Below are 17,903 nucleotides of genomic sequence, written 5' to 3'. Positions count from 1 at the left end.
TAAAAAATAGTGTTGAGTCATTAAAAGTAAGCTGACTCAAGGAGTCAACGTCGTTTAGCCATAAAAAGCGATTTTGCGGCTAAGCGGCAAAAATGCTGGGCACCGAGTGTGGTGGTTAAAAATATAGATATTAAAGGAGTAATATAAAATGAATATTGAAGATAAAATCGCGTTAAGTAAAAGGCCGGTTCAGTTTATTGCTGAAGGTAATTTTTTAAAGCTTTATAATCAATCATTATATGTGGTTCAGCAATTATTGGGTTTTAACTTAAAGGTAACGGCAAAGTATATAAAAAAAATTGATGAAATTATTATTTGCGGTGGATTTCCTACCCGTTCTATTACTAAACGCTATCCCAATGCCAGCCCTAATTTAACGGGTTATGAGTTATTGGGTGATTATGATTTAAGTGGTTATGAATTATGGTACCAAAAGCATTGCCAAATACCGAAGCAGAAAACACCACAATCCCTTCTCACAACATCCCAAGAGATAAACGAACAGTTAAACGAATTTCGCGATATGAATAAACCCTTAACGGTTCAGCATCTATTATTTTTACAATCATGGCAGGCAAATAAATACCCTGCCATGGTAGATAGTGCGTTTATTCAGGAGTTGAAGAATTATTTTAGCGAATTGCATTAATAGCAGAGCACACTGTGCCTGATGGCGCTATCGGATAGGATTTATCAAATCCGCTGATAGAAAAAAGGCTATAAATAAGGTCTGTATATTTTACGTAGAGCTTGATGTCGAAGATAAATCATACACCCCAACTAGGGTGTTTTTTTATGTTTTTTATCTAAAAAAAAGTTGAGGAGTGGGGTTTTTGGGAGGCTAAATTCTGCTTTGCAATGTTGTCTCAAATAAATAATTCGGCTTTAAGCTATGGCGTTTTAGCCGTTTTTTACACCAAAAAAAGTTGAGGAGCGGGGTTTTTGGGTTCAAAATTCTACTTAGCAATGTTGTCTTAAATAAATAATTCTGCTTTAAACTGTGGCTTTTTTTAGTAGCCGTTTTTTTACATCAAAAAAAGTTGAGGAACGGGGTTTTTGAAGGGAAAGTTGTGTTTTTTAGTTATCAAATGATGTGATTAAGTCGCTAATAAAAAAGGCTACAATTTATTAATTTGTAACCTTTATTGCTTTGTTGAATGATCAACGTATATTTTATTGACCCATACGACGCGTTAATTCGATAACACGTATTTTTGCTAAGGCTTTTGACAGTTCAGCAGATGCTTGAGCAAAAGACATATCATCGCTTGGGTGATTAATGTGTTCTTGTGCTTGTCTTACTGCTTCTTGCGCCCTTGCTTCATCTAAGTCTTCACCACGAATAGCGGTATCAGCTAAGATTGTGACCAAAGTTGGTTGTACTTCTAAAATACCACCTGATAGATAGATAAACTCTTCTTCACCATTGGCTTTTACAATCCCGACCATTCCCGGCTTTATGGTGGTCAGTAACGGAGTGTGACCGGGATAAATTCCGAGTTCACCTTCTCGCCCTGTGACTCTGATTCGCTGAACATCACCTGAAAAAAGGTGAGATTCAGCACTAACAACTTCTAATTGATAGGAAGTTAGTGCCATAATGCTCTCTCCGTTCTATAAATCTCTTAGAGAGATTTTGCTTTCTCAATCGCTTCGTCGATTGAACCAACCATATAAAATGCCTGTTCAGGAATATGGTCATAATCACCGTTCATAATACCTTTAAATGCACTGATGGTGTCTTTTAATGGTACGTATTTACCTGGTGAACCTGTGAACACTTCCGCAACGAAGAATGGTTGAGATAAGAAACGTTGAATCTTACGTGCACGAGCAACAGTTAATTTATCATCTTCCGATAATTCATCCATACCAAGAATTGCAATGATATCTTTTAATTCTTGATAACGTTGAAGAATTGACTGTACGCCACGAGCACAATCGTAATGTTCTTGACCAACAACAAGTGGATCTAATTGACGACTTGTTGAGTCAAGTGGGTCAACCGCTGGGTAAATACCTAATGATGCGATTTGACGACTTAATACGATTGTTGCATCTAAGTGAGCAAAGGTTGTTGCCGGTGATGGGTCAGTTAAGTCATCGGCTGGTACGTATACTGCTTGGATTGAGGTAATTGAACCGGTTTTCGTTGAGGTGATACGTTCTTGTAATAACCCCATCTCTTCTGCTAATGTCGGTTGGTAACCTACCGCAGATGGCATACGACCTAATAGTGCAGATACTTCGGTACCGGCTAAGGTATAACGGTAAATATTATCGATAAATAATAGTACGTCTTTACCTTCGTCACGGAATTTTTCAGCCATGGTTAAGCCAGTTAACGCTACGCGTAAACGGTTCCCTGGTGGCTCATTCATCTGACCATAAACTAACGATACTTTATCAAGTACGTTTGATTCTTTCATTTCATGATAGAAGTCGTTACCTTCACGAGTACGTTCACCCACACCAGTAAATACTGAGTAACCTGAGTGTTCGATCGCGATGTTACGAATTAATTCCATCATGTTAACGGTTTTACCTACACCCGCACCACCAAATAGACCAACTTTACCACCTTTTGCAAATGGACAAATTAAGTCGATTACTTTGATACCGGTTTCAAGTAATTCTGTTGAGTTAGCCAACTCTTCGTATGTTGGTGCTGCACGGTGAATCGCCCAACGCTCTTCTTCACCAATAGGACCTGCTTTATCAACAGGATCACCAAGTACGTTCATAATTCGGCCAAGTGTTTTGGTTCCTACAGGAACTTCTATGCCGTGACCTGTATTTACTACTTTAAGTCCACGTCTTAAACCATCAGATGAGCCCATTGCAATACAACATACAACGCCACCACCTAATTGTTGCTGAACTTCCAGAACTAATTTTTCAGTGCCAGTTTCCACTTCTAATGCATCATATACCTTTGGTACTGCATCTTCTGGGAATTCGACATCAACCACCGCACCGATGATCTGGACAATCTTTCCAGTAGCCATTTTTATTCCTCTACGTCTTTTTCTTAACTATAAGCCAATATTTAGCACTAACCTGAAACAGCCGCTGCACCCGATACAATATCAATTAATTCGTTGGTAATCGCACCTTGACGTGCTTTGTTATACACAATTTGTAATTCATTAATTAAATTTGCACCGTTATCGGTTGCTGCTTTCATGGCCACCATTCTTGCTGCTTGTTCACTCGCTAAATTGTCAACCACCGCTTGATAGACTTGTGATTCAATATAACGACGTAAAATCACATCTAATAATGATTTTGCATCTGGCTCATAAATATAATCCCATGATGAAGCTTTTAGCTCTTTATCTTCTGAATGTGGTAATGGTAATAATTGCTGTATTGTCGGCTTTTGGGACATGGTATTAATAAATTTATTGGTTACTATATATAATTTATCAATTTTACCGTTGTCATATGCCTCAAGCATTGTTTTTACCGGACCAATTAAATCAGATAAAGTGGGTTCGTCACCTAAATTAGTTACTTGGGTTAAAATATTCGTTTTTACTGAAGAGAAAAACGATACCCCACGTGAACCAATTAAAGCCACATCTGCTTCAACACCTTTCTCTTGCCATGCTGACATATCAGCAATGACAGTTTTGAAAAGATTGATATTTAATCCACCACACAAACCACGATCGGTTGATATGATAAGATAGCCAACTCGCTTTACATCTCTTTCTTCTAAATAGGGATGTTTGGCGCCTATTTGAGCTAACGCTAAATGTCCAATTACTTCGCGAATCATTTCAGCATATGGACGACTAGCAGCCATTCTGTCCTGCGTTTTACGCATTTTAGAGTTGGCTACCATTTCCATCGCTTTGGTGATCTTTTGCGTACTTTGGATACTGGCAATTTTCGTTCTAATCTCTTTTGCATTAGCCATTTGTTACCTCACCCTTACCAAGTTTGAGTTGATTTAAAGCTTTCAAGCAATGCTTTTAACTTACTTTCAATCTCATCGTTGTAATTGCCTGTCTCGTCGATCTGTTTTACAAAATCGGCATATTGACTATGGGCATAAGATAGAAGTGCTGTTTCAAATGATAATACTTTAGCAAGTTCAACATCTTCTAGATAACCACGCTCAGCGGCATAAAGTACAATTGATTGCTCTGCAACAGTCATTGGTGAATATTGCTTTTGTTTGAGTAATTCAGTTACTTTTTCACCGTGGCTTAATTGGTTTCTTGTTGCTTCGTCTAAGTCAGATGCAAATTGTGAGAAAGCGGCTAATTCACGATATTGTGCAAGCGCTGTACGAATACCGCCTGATAATTTTTTCATTATCTTAGTTTGAGCAGCACCACCCACACGAGAAACCGAGATACCTGGGTTTACCGCAGGACGGATACCCGAGTTGAATAAGCTGGTTTCAAGGAAGATCTGACCATCTGTAATCGAAATTACGTTAGTTGGTACGAATGCAGAAACGTCACCCGCTTGAGTTTCGATAATTGGTAACGCAGTTAATGAACCGGTTTTACCTTTTACTTCGCCTTTGGTGAACTCTTCAACATAAGCTTCGTTAACACGAGCTGCACGTTCAAGTAAACGTGAGTGAAGATAGAACACGTCACCAGGGTAAGCTTCACGCCCTGGTGGACGACGAAGTAGTAATGAAATTTGACGATAAGCAACGGCTTGTTTAGATAAATCATCATAAACAATTAGTGCATCTTGTCCGCGGTCACGGAAGTATTCTCCCATAGCACAACCCGCGTAAGGTGCTAAGTATTGTAATGCTGCTGATTCAGACGCTGATGCAACAACCACAATGGTATTTTTAAGTGCACCGTGCTCTTCAAGTTTACGCACTACGTTAGCAATAGTTGATTGTTTTTGACCGATTGCGACGTAAATACATTTAACACCAGAATCACGTTGATTAATAATGGCGTCGATGGCTAATGCGGTTTTACCGGTTTGACGGTCACCGATGATAAGTTCACGTTGACCACGACCAATTGGAATCATTGAGTCAACCGCTTTATAACCAGTTTGTAACGCTTGGTCAACAGATTGACGATCGATAACGCCTGGCGCAACAACTTCTACAGGTGAGAAGCCGTCATGTTGAATCGAACCTTTACCATCAATTGGTTCACCAAGTGTGTTAATAACACGGCCTAATAAACCATCACCTACTGGTACCTGTAAAATACGGCCAGTACATTGTACTTTCATCCCTTCAGATAAGTCTTCGTATGGTCCCATGACCACCGCACCAACAGAATCTCTTTCAAGGTTTAATGCCATTGCATATCGGTTGCCTGGTAATGCAATCATTTCGCCTTGCATGACATCAGTTAATCCGTGGATTCGAAGGATACCATCACTTACTGAGATGATCGTTCCTTCATTGTGAGCATCACTCACAATATTGAACTGAGCTATCCGCTCTTTAATTAGTTCACTTATTTCAGTTGAATTTAGCTGCATTATCAGTCCCCTTAAGACTGTAGAACGTCATTTAGTCGATTTAGACGTCCTCTGATACTACTATCAATAACCATATCGCCCGTACGAATAATAAAACCAGAAATGAGCGATTTATCAATATGACATTTTAGTTTTACTTTTCGTGATAAACGTTTTTCGACAGCGACAGAAATTTTATCAAGTTGTTCACTAGTAAGCTCATTGGCAGAAATTACATCAACGTCTGCTTGGACTTCTCTTTCTAAACAGTATTGCTCAAACAATGTTAACACTTCAGGAAGAAGGGATAAGCGTTTGTTTTCAGCCATCACTTTAATAAAATTAGTGCTAAACTCATCAAGCACATCTTTACAGATGTTGATGAGTAAGTTAGCCACTGAATCGGTTTTCATGTCAGATGTTAAAATGCTTTTTATTTGAGCATCTTTGCTCACTTCAGCAGTTAACACTAACATTTTGTGCCATGATTCGATGCTATTTTTTTCAACAGCAAAGTCGAAAGCGGCTTTAGCATAAGGGCGAGCAATCGTAATTAAGTCAGCCATTGCTCTATTCTCCTTATAGTTCAGCTACGAGTTTATCAATGATGTCGCTGTTAGCGGCTTCATTAACAGAACGTTCAATAATTTTTTCTGCACCGGCAATAGCGAGTGTAGCGACTTGTTGTTTAAGCTCTTCACGAGCGCGTTTACGCTCAGCCTCAACTTCAGCAAGTCCTTGAGCAACAATCCTTTCTTTTTCACGAGTAGCTTCTTGTTTAGCTTCTTCTAGAATGGCTGCTTTGCGTTTATTCGCTTGCTCAATAATTGCATTAGCCTCAACCTTAGCCTGTTGCATTATGTCAGATGTATTTGCTTTGGCTAATTCCAAATCTTTTTTTGCTGTTTCTGCTGAAGCTAATCCTTCCGCTATCTCTTTTTGGCGTTTTTCAATCGCTCGGATAACCGGAGGCCAAACAAACTTCATACAGAACCAAACAAACAATACAAATGTAATTGCTTGGCCGAGGAGAGTTGCGTTCATATTCATGAGACAATTCCTCTTAAATTATTATTAACCAGCAACAGCAAAAATAACATATAGCGCAATACCCACACAAATCATAGGAATCGCATCAACTAAGCCCATAACGATAAAGAATTGTGTACGTAACATAGGCATTAATTCTGGTTGACGAGCAGCACCTTCTAAGAATTTACCACCTAATAGACCGATACCAACTGCACCACCGATTGCAGCTAATCCCATCATTATGCCAGCGGCTACAAATAACATACTCATACTATCCATTATATACTCCAGTTTATTATCTAAAAAAAAGTTAAAATTAATGATCTTCTGTTGTTGAGGCCATCGCTAAATAGACGATAGTCAACACCATAAAAATAAATGCTTGTAAGGTGATTATCAAAATATGGAAGATAGCCCATGGTAGTGATAATACCCATTGTGACCACCAAGGTAATAATGCTGCTATTAAGATGAAGATAAGTTCACCAGCATACATGTTACCGAAGAGTCGTAATCCTAAAGAAACAGGTTTAGCTAATAAGCTAACAAGTTCAAGGACTAAATTGATTGGTGCAAAAGCCCAATGATTAAATGGATGCAAGGTGTATTCTTTAATAAACCCTGAAATCCCTTTATATTTGATTGAATAAATGATGATAAGTGCAAAGACACCGAGTGACATTGACATTGTGATACTCACGTCAGCTGTCGGTACGACTCTTAAATGAGATAGACCTAAATATTGTCCCGCATAAGGTAGGAAATCAACAGGAATTAGATCCATTAAGTTCATCAAAAATACCCAGATAAACACAGTAAGTGCTAAAGGGGCAATGAGTTTATTTTGACCTGTGAACATGTCTTTGACAGTATTATTTACAAATTCAAAGATCATCTCTACCGCACATTGAAGTTTACCTGGTACGCCACTCGTCGCTTTCCTTGCTACACGATGGAAAATCCATAAGAAAAGCACACCAAGTACAATTGAGAAGAACAAGGAATCAAGATTAAAGGTCCAAAAACCAGAACCAACTTGTAAGTTCTCCAGATGGTGTTTTATATAAGCTTGCGGTGAAGCTGGAGAGGAAACTGCCATATAACCCTCTTACCTATTTTAAAAATGAAAACTACAGTTTGCTTTTCCTTAAAAGGTATAAACAATCACTGCAATAACCGAAGCTATTATTTTAAACCTAATTCCCTATAATAAGTCAACAACTGATTAAAAAAATAAAGAATTTAGACACTTTTTACTAATTTTGTGTAAAGAATAACAGCTTTACCGCTCACTTTATTAGAAATATTGTTCATCAATAGCTTAATTAATGATGAAAAAACAGGCTAATTTGATGCTTTAACTGCATTGGCAATTTGTTCCGCTAATTTTTGCACTTGAGAGTGATTACTACCTTCTACCATTACGCGGATAAGCGGTTCGGTGCCGGATTTGCGTATCAATACCCGACCTTCATTGCCAAGTTGCGTTTCTGCCTGTTCAATTGCAGATTTGACCGCAGCATTGGCTAATGGGTTTCCTGTATAACGAACGTTAATTAATATTTGTGGTAGCATGGTCATGCCTTGACATAATTCAGCGAGTGACATGTTATTTCTTATCATTGCAGCCAGAACTTGTAAGCCTGCAACAATACCATCGCCTGTTGTGGTTTTATCAAGTAAAAGGACATGGCCTGAATTTTCAGCACCTAATCGCCAATTTTTTTCAACCAGCATTTCAAGCACATAACGGTCACCCACTTTTGCTCGTACAAATGGGATGCCAAGATTTTTAAGGGCGATTTCAAGTCCCATGTTGCTCATCAATGTCCCGACAACGCCACCTTTAAGTTGACCTTGCCTTAAGGCTTCACGAGCAATAATGTAAATAATTAAATCACCATCAATTTTATTGCCTTTATGATCGACCATAATGATGCGGTCACCATCACCATCAAGAGCAAAGCCCAAGTCAGCTTTTTCTTCAAGGACAGTTTTAGTTAATGCTTTTACATCAGTAGCACCACAGTTTTCATTAATATTGACTCCATCCGGTTCGCAACCAATTTTTATTACTTTAGCACCAAGTTCTCGAAGTACTTTTGGGGCAATGTGGTAAGTGGCTCCATTGGCACAATCCACAACAACTTTTAGTCCTGATAGACTTAAGTCGTGATCAAAGGTGCTTTTACAAAATTCGATATATCGGCCAGCTGCATCGGTTATTCGGCTTGCTCGGCCAAGTTGTTTTGATTCAACACAGTCGATCTGTTTTTCAAGCTCGGCTTCGATTTCTAATTCAATGGCGTCATCGAGTTTTCGCCCTTCAGTTGAGAAAAATTTAATACCGTTATCATAAAATGGGTTATGAGAGGCCGATATGACTACACCCGCATCAGCCCGAAATGTGCGAGTTAGATAAGCAATGGCAGGTGTTGGCATTGGTCCAGTAAAAGCAGCAGCGACGCCCGCGGAGGCAAATCCTGCTTCTAAAGCCGATTCAAGCATATAACCTGAAATACGAGTATCTTTACCGATGAGGACTTTTTTAACACCATCTTTAGCCAGTACTCGTCCTGCTGCCCAGCCTAACTTGAGGGCGAAATCAGGCGTGATAGGATATTCTCCAACTTTTCCACGAATACCATCTGTCCCAAAATATTTCCGATTAGACATGTTATTTCCTCATACTAAAGTTTTTTATTTGACCAATTGCCTTTCTTATAAGTCGTTTTTTATCCTATAAAAGGAAGCGAAGTAAAATTATTCTCGATTGTCATTAGCAAATTTTAATAATACTTGGCTCTCTTTTATAAAACGTTCAGCATAACTGCCAAACCATTTAGTTACTTCATTAAAATTTTCAATGAATTTAGTTTTATCTCGTTGTTCAATTAATTTAACCATTTGCCCAAAACATTCATAATAGCGTTTGATTAACTCAATATTTTCATCTGACGCCATGATGATATCGGCATAAAGAACGGGATCTTGAGCAAATAAGCGACCAACCATCATTAACTCCAAGCGATAAATAGGTGATGATAAGGTAATTAATTGTTCTAAATCAGCGTGTTCTCGTTGTAAATTTACACCATATGAGAACGAAGTAAAATGGCGTAATGCTTGAATAAACGACATACATTTGTCATGCTCTTTGGCATCAATCGCGCACAAATTGGCTCCCCAAATTCGCATCTGTTCAATTAACCATTGATATTGTTCAGGATATCGACCTTGGCAGTAGACAATGACTTGTTTGGCTAAATTTGGCACGTCCGGACCAAACATTGGATGCAATCCAACCACAGGCCCCGCGTGTTTGGCTAGCATGGCTTGTAAAGGTTTGACTTTGATTGATGTAAAATCGGTTAAAATGCAATCTTTAGGTAACGGCGGTAATTGTTCAATGATTTCGCATGTTTTGTTGATAGGTACTGTAACAATAACGGCAGCGGCATCAGCGACAACTTCGGCTGCTTGATGCATGGTTTTGGAACCTAAAGTTTTAACTTCATAACCTGATAGGGTAAATAGTTTGGCAAATAGTCTACCCATTTGTCCATTACCGCCAATGATGACAATCGAGCCTTTGCCGTTGTAAACTTTTTTAAAACCTTTGTCGTTTTCACTGATATAGGATTCACGCATTAATCGGCGTAAAATATCCTCAATTAATGCGGGTGATATACCTAAATTTTCGGCTTCTTGCTTACGTTTAGCTAACATATCGGCTTCACGTTTAGGATCATAAATCGGAATTCCATGCTCGCTTTTTACCTCACCAACTTCGGCAACTAATGCTAGTCGTTGACTAATTAAAGCTAAAATTGATTTGTCAACTTCATCAATTTTATGACGCAATGAAAGTAATTCCTTAGACATATTGTTGATCCTTTAATCACTAGTTATAGCTTTCGCTGTAATTGCTTAACAGTATAACGTATTTTTGGTAGCATGGGTCAATTGCAAAATTAAATCAAATACAATAAATTTATGATTAAAGTTTTATCTTTTAATATTAATAGTATTCGTATTCGAATCCATCAATTAGCTGCGATTATTGAAAGACATCAGCCCGATATCATTGGTTTACAAGAGACTAAAGTTCATAATGACCAATTTCCAATCGAGGAACTTAAGCAATTTGGCTACCATTTATATTATCACGGTCAAAAAGGTTATTACGGTGTAGCTTTATTGACTAAGCAAAAACCGTTATCGGTCGAGTGTGGGTTTCCGACCGATGAAGATGGTGCACAATGTCGATTAATGGTAGCTGAGTTTCCGACTAGCAAAGGTAATTTAACCGTCATTAATGGTTATTTTCCGCAAGGTGAAAGTTTGCATAATGAAATTAAATATCCAGCTAAGCGTAAATTTTATCAAGATTTAGTTGAATATATACAGGATCGACAGCTGAATAGCCAATTATCACTCGTTATGGGTGATATGAATATTTGTCCAACTGATTTAGATATTGGGATTAATGAAAATAACCGCAAACGGTGGTTAAGTGCGGGTAAATGCTCTTTTTTACCTGAAGAGCGTGAATGGATAAATAATTTAATGGCAGCAGGTTATACTGATGCTTACCGTCATGCCAACCCAGATACACAGAGATTTTCTTGGTTTGATTATCGTTCCAGAGGTTTTAGTGTAAAAACCGGATTAAGAATCGATCTTATTTTAGCTAGTGAAAAACTTATGCAGTATTGTGGTGAAACCGGTATTGATTACGATATTCGTGGTATGGAAAAACCTTCCGATCATGCGCCAATTTGGGCCGACTTTGATTTAGATTAAACTTGTTAGGATAATAGTATGCACAATAGTTCGATTTTATCGGTAAAAGATCTTAATCAAATAGTTAGAGATTTGCTTTCTGATGCTATTGGGCAAGTTTGGTTAGTTGGTGAAATTTCCAATTTTTCTCGTCCAGCTTCAGGTCATTGGTATTTCACTTTGAAAGATGATATTGCGCAAGTGCGTTGTGCCATGTTTCGTAATAATAATTATCGTACGGGATTTACCCCTCAAAATGGTCAACAAGTTTTAGTTAATGCCTCGGTAACTCTTTATGAAGCACGTGGTGATTATCAATTGGTTATTAATCAATTGCAACCAGCTGGTGCTGGTTTGTTACAACAAAAGTTTGAGCAACTGAAGCAAAAACTGTCAGAAGAAGGATTGTTTGATCCGATTTATAAAAAGTCGTTACCTGATAATATTCGTACGGTTGGGATTATTACTTCGTCAACAGGTGCAGCACTACATGATATTTGTCAGATATTAAACCGGCGCGATCCAAGTTTGAATTTGATTATTTACCCAACGTCGGTACAAGGTACCGAAGCAGCGGCACAAATTGCCAGAATGATTCAAATCGCAAATATTCGCCAAGAATGTGATGTTTTAATTGTTGGGCGAGGAGGGGGATCGCTTGAAGATCTTTGGTCATTTAATGAGGAGCTTTTAGCTAGAGCTATTTTTGCTAGTCAATTACCTATTATTAGTGCTGTTGGTCATGAAGTTGATTTCACCATTGCTGACTTTGTTGCTGATGTGCGCGCAGCTACCCCATCGGCAGCAGCTGAGTTGGTTAGCCGGGATAAGCTAGAGCAGATAAAAAGTTTACAAGTTCAAGAACAATACTTATGTATGGCGATTGATTACTATTTAGTACGTCGACGAGAATTATTAAATAAGCGTTATCAACGATTGCAATCACAACATCCTCAAACTAAATTATCTAAGCAATTAAATCGTTTATTAACTAGTCGTCATGCTTTATTTGAAAATATGCAGCACTATTTATCTAAACAATCCTATCGACATAATATGCTGGATAAATATTTGTTACGTGTTTCACCACAACATAAAGTGCTCTATTATGGTCAAAACCTAGAGAGAAAACAGCAGCAACTGATTAATCTGGTTCAAAAAAGGTTAACGGACGCTAAGCATGAATTTGTATTAAAAACATCTCAGCTTAATAGTGTTAGTCCACTTGCTACTTTAGATCGTGGTTATTCAGTAACGACTAACCAGCAACAACAAGTGATAAGAACGGTTGAACAAGTGTCTATTGGTGACTTTATTTTAACCCAGCTTAAGACAGGTAAATTAATCAGCCAAATTGTTGAGATAGATAAAAAAAATAAGTAAAACTGCTCTTTTTTCAATAATGTTTAACTCAACACATTGGATAAAATTGCACCTCAAATAGTATTAAGGATATAATATCTGACATGTTGGAAAATACTAAGAGAATAAAGTGGTTATACATCCTCCAATAGGTATTGATTTAGGTACTACCAATAGTTTAATTTGTGTTTGGCAAAATGGCCAGCCGACACTAATTCCCAATTCAATAGGTGAAGTTGTTACTCCTTCAGCTGTCAGCATTGATGAAGATAATACCATTTTGGTTGGTCATGCGGCTTTATCTCGTTTAACTACTCACCCTAGTCGTAGTGCAGCAGCATTCAAACGTTTTTTAGGTTCAAGTAAAGTTTTTGAGTTGGGCGATCAAAAATTTACCCCAACAGAACTTTCAGCATTAGTTTTAAAATCATTAAAAGCGGATGCTGAAGCTTTCTTGAAACAAGAAATTCGTGATGTCGTGATTTCCGTTCCCGCTTATTTTAATGACGAACAGCGTAAACAAACTCGCTTTGCTGCTGAGCTTGCAGGATTAAACGCAGTCCGTCTAATCAATGAGCCCACAGCTGCTTCAATGGCGTATGGATTACATGAAGAACAATCAGGAAATACGCTGGTTTTTGACTTAGGTGGTGGCACATTTGATGTGACAGTATTGGAATATGCAATGCCAATCATTGAGGTTCATGCATCAGCAGGCGATAACTACTTAGGCGGTGAAGATTTTACCCATGAAATAGTTAAAGCATGTTTGAGTGAATGGGAACTTAAACAAGAAGATATTCCTGTCGATGATTATGCGCGTTTATTGGATTTAGCTGAACAATTAAAATGTAAGCTAAGTGGCGAGCAAATGCATAATTTGACATGGTTTTGGCAAGATAAGCAATGGCAATTTTCATTAAATGAAGTAAGAGCTAAGTCAATTTGGTTGCCATTACTCAATCGATTACGAGCGCCAGTTGAACAAGCATTAAGTGATGCTCGCTTAAAGGCTAATGAACTCGAACATATTGTTTTAGTTGGTGGTTCATCGCAATTAGGTGTGGTTCGTGAGTTAGTGACAAAGTTATTTGGTAAACTGCCTTATCGTCATATCAATCCAACTACTATTGTTGCACAAGGTGCAGCTGTTCAGGCGGCATGTCGTTTGCGAAATGCCGATGTTGAAGAGGTTATTCTAACCGATGTTTGCCCATATACACTTGGTATTGAAATTTCTTCGGGTAATATTAAAGGGTTATTTTCGCCAATTATTGAGCGTAATACGATAGTTCCAACTTCAAAGGTAAAAACGTTTTACACTTCATACCCTCAACAAAAAAGTATTATGCTTTCTGTTTATCAAGGTGAGAATCCAAAGGTTGAAAATAACGTTCTAATTGATGAATTTGAAGTGCCCGTCACACCTATGGAAAAAATACAAGGTATTGATGTTCGCTTTAGTTATGATTTAAATGGTTTGCTTGAAGTCGACGTGGTATTACTTGAAACAGGGGCATTGCATGGTAAAGTGATTGATCACAGTCCGATTGGATTAACCGATAAACAAAAACAAGAAAGCCATGACCGATTAGCGGCACTTAAAATTCATCCTCGTGATGAAATGTTAAATCGTACTTTATTAGCAAGGTTAGAGAGAGCATGGGCACAATCATTGGGTGATGAACGACTACTCATTGGCTCTTATATCGAAGCTTTTATGGAAGTCTTAAATCAGCAAAATCTTGAAGAGATAGAACAGGTTCGAAGCGAAATTGAATCGAATCTTAACGATCTTAATCGATAATCAGATAGATTTAAAATATCCCCTTTGGTCATAATTAAATAGCTTTTCAAAGGGGATTGTATACAAACGAGATAGTATACAAAGATGATAGTATACAAAGAAGATAGCATAAGCCGTATCTTTGCTTAGCTATCTAACGTTGGTCCATAGCGATTAGTTTGATTAATTGAGGGTGAGAAAATAGAAAGACGATATTTTCCGCTACTATATGCATCATTTGAACGTCGCCTAATTGCAAAAATAATATTAATTATAATTAATGCAAATAATATATAGTAAATCATATGATGAGATGATTTCACCCCACTTAACTTTATTATCAAAAAACTTAATATCGTGGTGACGCAACATATTTGATTATAAAAACCTTTGCCATTGGTTCGACCATTCCAACGCCATATTTGATGCGATTTATTTTTAGGCAGTGATTTTGCTTCAAGATTTTTTTGATTTTCAATATTTTTTGCTAGAAGCAGTGTAGAGCATAAACGTAATATTAGATCATTATCCGTATCACTTCTAATATTCTCCAATTTATTACTTTTATCATCATTAAAAATCATATTATCTTCAGATAAATTTTCATTAAGGGTTTTCAATTGGTTTAATAATTGATAAATATCACGATTTTCTTTCCTAAATGAGGAGGAGATTGATAGTTTGTTCTCAAATGCTTTAGCTAATTGTTGCAATGCTTCATCATCACCAGCTAATTTTTGTAAGACCTGATGTAACTCCTCTTTTTGATTCAGTTTATTTAAGATTATTGTATGGAGTAGCATTAAATATGCTGGTGAGTGGTTAGCTAATTTAGCTTGCCATAATTGATCTATATTTTGTTTGATATCGGTAAAATTAACATCCTCAGGTATATCAATAAAATATTCAATGGCATTAGGGTAATTACATAACATACTACTAGTTAGCTTGTTATTACAATCGATCAGATTATATAACTCAACTTCATTTTGCCATTCATTAGACTTAAAAGTATTTAATAGTGGTGTGAGTTGATCATCATCAGGCAAATGAAATAACTGATTATTTTTCCTAATGAAATTTGCAGCTTTAAACGGCGAATTACCAATAGTCACGACCAATAGACAATGACGATACCATTGCCAATATGCATCTTTATTATCAGTAATTAACTCGACTGGTAATTTGGGTAAATTATCTCGCCCTCTGAAATGAAAATATATTGGCCAGTCAAACATCTCCATATTGCGATAGCTAATATTTCTATATAAATTTAGTTTAGCTGTGTCTGGAATATCATCGAATCTATCTAGCCATAAACGACCAAATAAAACATATTCACCATTTTCGTCAGGGTCAAACTGAGTTGGAATAATAGTATCATCATAATATAACCAAGCTTTAAATTCTTGGACTGGTGAAAGTTTTGTTAGCCATTCAAGGTGCTGTTTAGCCTGGCGTTGTAGATTTTGTAAGATAAATTGTTCAAATTGATCTTCAAAGTGATCATTTAAGATTGCATGTAATAATGTTTCATTACCGTGTCGTAACATAATTGCATGACGATATAAGCGATAAAAGCTACTGGTTCCATCATCATGTAATAATGTATATAACACTTGGCGATAATTCCAATTAATATCAGTTGCCCATCTAATAACATTAGCAATTTCTTCTGGGTAATCTTCTATTTTTAATTTAAACAATCGCGAGTTTGTAGATGTAGTAAGCTGGGGTATCGCATATAAATATTTATTATCAGTTTCAGCGGGTAGACAATATGATTGATTAAGTGCAAGGAGCAGTAAAGGTAAATAATTTTGATGTTTTTTGGTACACCACTCAATTAACCAAATAGTAGCTTGCTCTTGATATTGTGGTAAATGATATAACTCTATCCAGAATTGAAAGGCATTTTCTTCATCTTCAAGTAAAGAGTATTGTATTGCTGCAACAACTTTCCATTGATTAGCTTCATCTTGATTGGAATTAGCGATGCGAGTTAAAGCATACTCTAATAAACTTTTATTTTTCACTTTAGCAAAGCTATGCCAATGAGCTAAATCTTCCATCAATTCCTGGTTATTGGGTAAGTAAATCACAGTATGAATAGAAAAATACTTATTTAATTCCTTATAAGGTTTATCCCAAAAAATCCATTGCGCATTACGCACATAATTGATAGTTTCATTTTGTACTGCTTTATTATTTTTAGGTAGGCAGTTATAGTCAAACAAATCACCTCGTTCAATGTGATCGAAAAAATTCTCGTACATTTCAATCTTATCAGGATAGTGATCCATCACTTGTTGGCGCCAACGTAAATTTTCTGCCAATATTTTTAAGCAAGTAAGTGATATGGTTAATGTATCATAACTGATATTTAACATTTTCCATTTGGCAATATCTAATACAGACATTGGGTAATCAAAAAAGGAGGCAATAAACTTTTGCCATTCATCAACATCATTGCAGCGAGCAGGATCATCTAGTAAAGCTTGATAATTATCGCAGATCTCTTTGACTTGGCGTTCTTCTTCGGTAATTCTTACTTCCTCTTGCTCTTGATTGGACTGTTCATCTGTTTCTTCTGGTGACTTTGCGTATTGCATCGCCAATTCATAAGCTTCCCGTAAAGCTTTGAAGCCTACTGGATCTGTTTCGGGGTGATATTGCGGAAGTTTTGCTCGATAAGCATTACGAATTTCTGTTATATCAATGGTTTTATCAATACCCAATAATTGCCAAAAATTATTATTCATGACCAAGCATACTCCATTAAAGATTGTGGTTTTTCTATTTCTTCAAGTTCGATATACCAAGGTAAGTGATGATAGGGGGAGTCTTCATTGGAATATAACTTGGACATAGTCCAATTACGCGATGAGCGACATAATTCGCAACGTAGCTGCTCTAAATCTTCTTTATTGGATAATGATTCCCAATATTGATACCCAATAAACCATCCTGAAAAATAGTTTTGCCAAGATGAATAATAGTGTTGAGCTCGTAGCGCTATTCTATAAAAAATCCATAGTGCTTCATCTTCAGTAATGAACATATTGCTGGTGCCATTGCGTAATAGATAGCCCATTCTTGCATAATCAAAACTACGTATGCCACCAACACCACACTCGGAATAGGTTTTTTCTACATATTCAATTAAGACTTTATCGTAATCGCAGTGTTTTTCAATATATTTAAGCCAATGAGGAGCGGTTAATCTTGGGTACATAAAATAGTGTTTGGATAAAGCCGGCGCATGACCATCATCAACCATATCAAAAATCATTGATAATAGGCTTTCTCGAGAGTCAATGCCCCAATCTTTTTTCATATCAGTATAATTTCGTTCTGGATAAAAATAAGGTGAGGTATAACTTGCGCCTTCTTCTTTATTTAATGCAACCATTGGTGCAGATAATCCAAATAACCAATCGATACAATCTTGATGCATAGCTTAACTCTGTTAATGTTT

Annotated in this window: 16 protein-coding genes; 4 read left to right on the top strand and 12 right to left on the bottom strand. The window is 37.0% G+C overall.

The annotated features are described in order from the left end of the window. The first annotated feature begins 148 nt into the window (after positions 1–148). Positions 149–649, top strand: coding sequence for a hypothetical protein (locus J3U00_RS08205; RefSeq protein WP_267332111.1), 501 nt, complete (start codon positions 149–151; stop codon positions 647–649). Between the two features lie 524 nt (positions 650–1,173). Here the strand turns inward: J3U00_RS08205 and J3U00_RS08200 are convergent. From J3U00_RS08200 to tyrA, 10 genes are all read right to left on the bottom strand, one after another. After that, a complete protein-coding gene (locus J3U00_RS08200) occupies positions 1,174–1,599 on the bottom strand; it encodes a F0F1 ATP synthase subunit epsilon (RefSeq protein WP_065734998.1) in 426 nt (141 codons plus the stop codon). A 26-nt stretch (positions 1,600–1,625) separates the two neighbouring features. Further along, positions 1,626–3,008: a F0F1 ATP synthase subunit beta gene (gene atpD / locus J3U00_RS08195; protein WP_025314341.1), complete on the bottom strand. Its 1,383-nt coding sequence runs from the start codon at positions 3,006–3,008 to the stop codon at positions 1,626–1,628. A gap of 47 nt (positions 3,009–3,055) precedes the next feature. After that, positions 3,056–3,925, bottom strand: a complete 870-nt coding sequence (gene atpG / locus J3U00_RS08190) for a F0F1 ATP synthase subunit gamma (RefSeq protein WP_065563776.1) — start codon at positions 3,923–3,925, stop codon at positions 3,056–3,058. A gap of 14 nt (positions 3,926–3,939) precedes the next feature. Further along, positions 3,940–5,481 (bottom strand): F0F1 ATP synthase subunit alpha, encoded by a 1,542-nt coding sequence (gene atpA / locus J3U00_RS08185; protein ID WP_065563775.1) that lies wholly within the window; start codon positions 5,479–5,481, stop codon positions 3,940–3,942. Between the two features lie 11 nt (positions 5,482–5,492). Next, entirely contained in the window at positions 5,493–6,026 is a 534-nt protein-coding gene (atpH, locus tag J3U00_RS08180; RefSeq protein ID WP_267332110.1) for a F0F1 ATP synthase subunit delta, read from the bottom strand. Positions 6,027–6,039: 13 nt separating this feature from the next. Then, positions 6,040–6,510, bottom strand: a complete 471-nt coding sequence (gene atpF, locus J3U00_RS08175; protein WP_065563773.1) for a F0F1 ATP synthase subunit B — start codon at positions 6,508–6,510, stop codon at positions 6,040–6,042. Between the two features lie 24 nt (positions 6,511–6,534). Next, positions 6,535–6,771, bottom strand: a complete 237-nt coding sequence (atpE, locus tag J3U00_RS08170; protein ID WP_065563772.1) for a F0F1 ATP synthase subunit C — start codon at positions 6,769–6,771, stop codon at positions 6,535–6,537. Positions 6,772–6,808: 37 nt separating this feature from the next. Further along, a complete protein-coding gene (gene atpB / locus J3U00_RS08165; protein WP_065734997.1) occupies positions 6,809–7,591 on the bottom strand; it encodes a F0F1 ATP synthase subunit A in 783 nt (260 codons plus the stop codon). A gap of 245 nt (positions 7,592–7,836) precedes the next feature. Next, the gene (gene glmM, locus J3U00_RS08160) at positions 7,837–9,168 is read right to left on the bottom strand and encodes a phosphoglucosamine mutase (RefSeq protein WP_220225331.1); all 1,332 of its coding nucleotides are present in this window, start codon (positions 9,166–9,168) and stop codon (positions 7,837–7,839) included. Between the two features lie 87 nt (positions 9,169–9,255). Then, entirely contained in the window at positions 9,256–10,377 is a 1,122-nt protein-coding gene (tyrA, locus tag J3U00_RS08155) for a bifunctional chorismate mutase/prephenate dehydrogenase (protein ID WP_065734995.1), read from the bottom strand. A gap of 114 nt (positions 10,378–10,491) precedes the next feature. Between tyrA and xthA the strand changes: the two genes are divergently transcribed. The 3 genes from xthA to J3U00_RS08140 all read left to right on the top strand — a co-directional run bounded on the left by xthA (position 10,492) and on the right by J3U00_RS08140 (position 14,446). Beyond that, on the top strand, positions 10,492–11,298 hold the full coding sequence (gene xthA, locus J3U00_RS08150; RefSeq protein ID WP_416379901.1) for an exodeoxyribonuclease III: 807 nt from the start codon (positions 10,492–10,494) through the stop codon (positions 11,296–11,298). An 18-nt stretch (positions 11,299–11,316) separates the two neighbouring features. Then, entirely contained in the window at positions 11,317–12,660 is a 1,344-nt protein-coding gene (xseA, locus tag J3U00_RS08145; protein WP_267330538.1) for an exodeoxyribonuclease VII large subunit, read from the top strand. Positions 12,661–12,769: 109 nt separating this feature from the next. Further along, the gene (locus tag J3U00_RS08140; RefSeq protein WP_220225328.1) at positions 12,770–14,446 is read left to right on the top strand and encodes a molecular chaperone HscC; all 1,677 of its coding nucleotides are present in this window, start codon (positions 12,770–12,772) and stop codon (positions 14,444–14,446) included. Positions 14,447–14,571: 125 nt separating this feature from the next. Here the strand turns inward: J3U00_RS08140 and J3U00_RS08135 are convergent, their stop codons facing one another. Beyond that, positions 14,572–17,187: a J domain-containing protein gene (locus tag J3U00_RS08135; protein WP_267332108.1), complete on the bottom strand. Its 2,616-nt coding sequence runs from the start codon at positions 17,185–17,187 to the stop codon at positions 14,572–14,574. After that, positions 17,184–17,882: a DUF1266 domain-containing protein gene (locus J3U00_RS08130; protein WP_267332107.1), complete on the bottom strand. Its 699-nt coding sequence runs from the start codon at positions 17,880–17,882 to the stop codon at positions 17,184–17,186. The genes J3U00_RS08135 and J3U00_RS08130 overlap by 4 nt, the downstream gene beginning before the upstream one ends. Positions 17,883–17,903: the final 21 nt, after the last annotated feature.

The organism is Gilliamella sp. B3127 (assembly GCF_026536935.1).
Classification (GTDB): Bacteria; Pseudomonadota; Gammaproteobacteria; order Enterobacterales; family Orbaceae; genus Gilliamella; species Gilliamella apicola_E.
Note: the sequence above shows the minus strand (reverse complement) of the source record. Positions and strands in the feature narration are given on the sequence as shown.

Coding starts and splice junctions, on each gene's coding strand:
- atpF (WP_065563773.1), bottom strand. CDS start 6,510: ATGAATATGAACGCAACTCTCCTCGGCCAAGCAATTACATTTGTATTG.
- atpA (WP_065563775.1), bottom strand. CDS start 5,481: ATGCAGCTAAATTCAACTGAAATAAGTGAACTAATTAAAGAGCGGATA.
- atpB (WP_065734997.1), bottom strand. CDS start 7,591: ATGGCAGTTTCCTCTCCAGCTTCACCGCAAGCTTATATAAAACACCAT.
- atpG (WP_065563776.1), bottom strand. CDS start 3,925: ATGGCTAATGCAAAAGAGATTAGAACGAAAATTGCCAGTATCCAAAGT.
- atpE (WP_065563772.1), bottom strand. CDS start 6,771: ATGGATAGTATGAGTATGTTATTTGTAGCCGCTGGCATAATGATGGGA.
- glmM (WP_220225331.1), bottom strand. CDS start 9,168: ATGTCTAATCGGAAATATTTTGGGACAGATGGTATTCGTGGAAAAGTT.
- tyrA (WP_065734995.1), bottom strand. CDS start 10,377: ATGTCTAAGGAATTACTTTCATTGCGTCATAAAATTGATGAAGTTGAC.
- J3U00_RS08135 (WP_267332108.1), bottom strand. CDS start 17,187: ATGAATAATAATTTTTGGCAATTATTGGGTATTGATAAAACCATTGAT.
- J3U00_RS08200 (WP_065734998.1), bottom strand. CDS start 1,599: ATGGCACTAACTTCCTATCAATTAGAAGTTGTTAGTGCTGAATCTCAC.
- J3U00_RS08130 (WP_267332107.1), bottom strand. CDS start 17,882: ATGCATCAAGATTGTATCGATTGGTTATTTGGATTATCTGCACCAATG.
- xseA (WP_267330538.1), top strand. CDS start 11,317: ATGCACAATAGTTCGATTTTATCGGTAAAAGATCTTAATCAAATAGTT.
- atpH (WP_267332110.1), bottom strand. CDS start 6,026: ATGGCTGACTTAATTACGATTGCTCGCCCTTATGCTAAAGCCGCTTTC.
- J3U00_RS08205 (WP_267332111.1), top strand. CDS start 149: ATGAATATTGAAGATAAAATCGCGTTAAGTAAAAGGCCGGTTCAGTTT.
- atpD (WP_025314341.1), bottom strand. CDS start 3,008: ATGGCTACTGGAAAGATTGTCCAGATCATCGGTGCGGTGGTTGATGTC.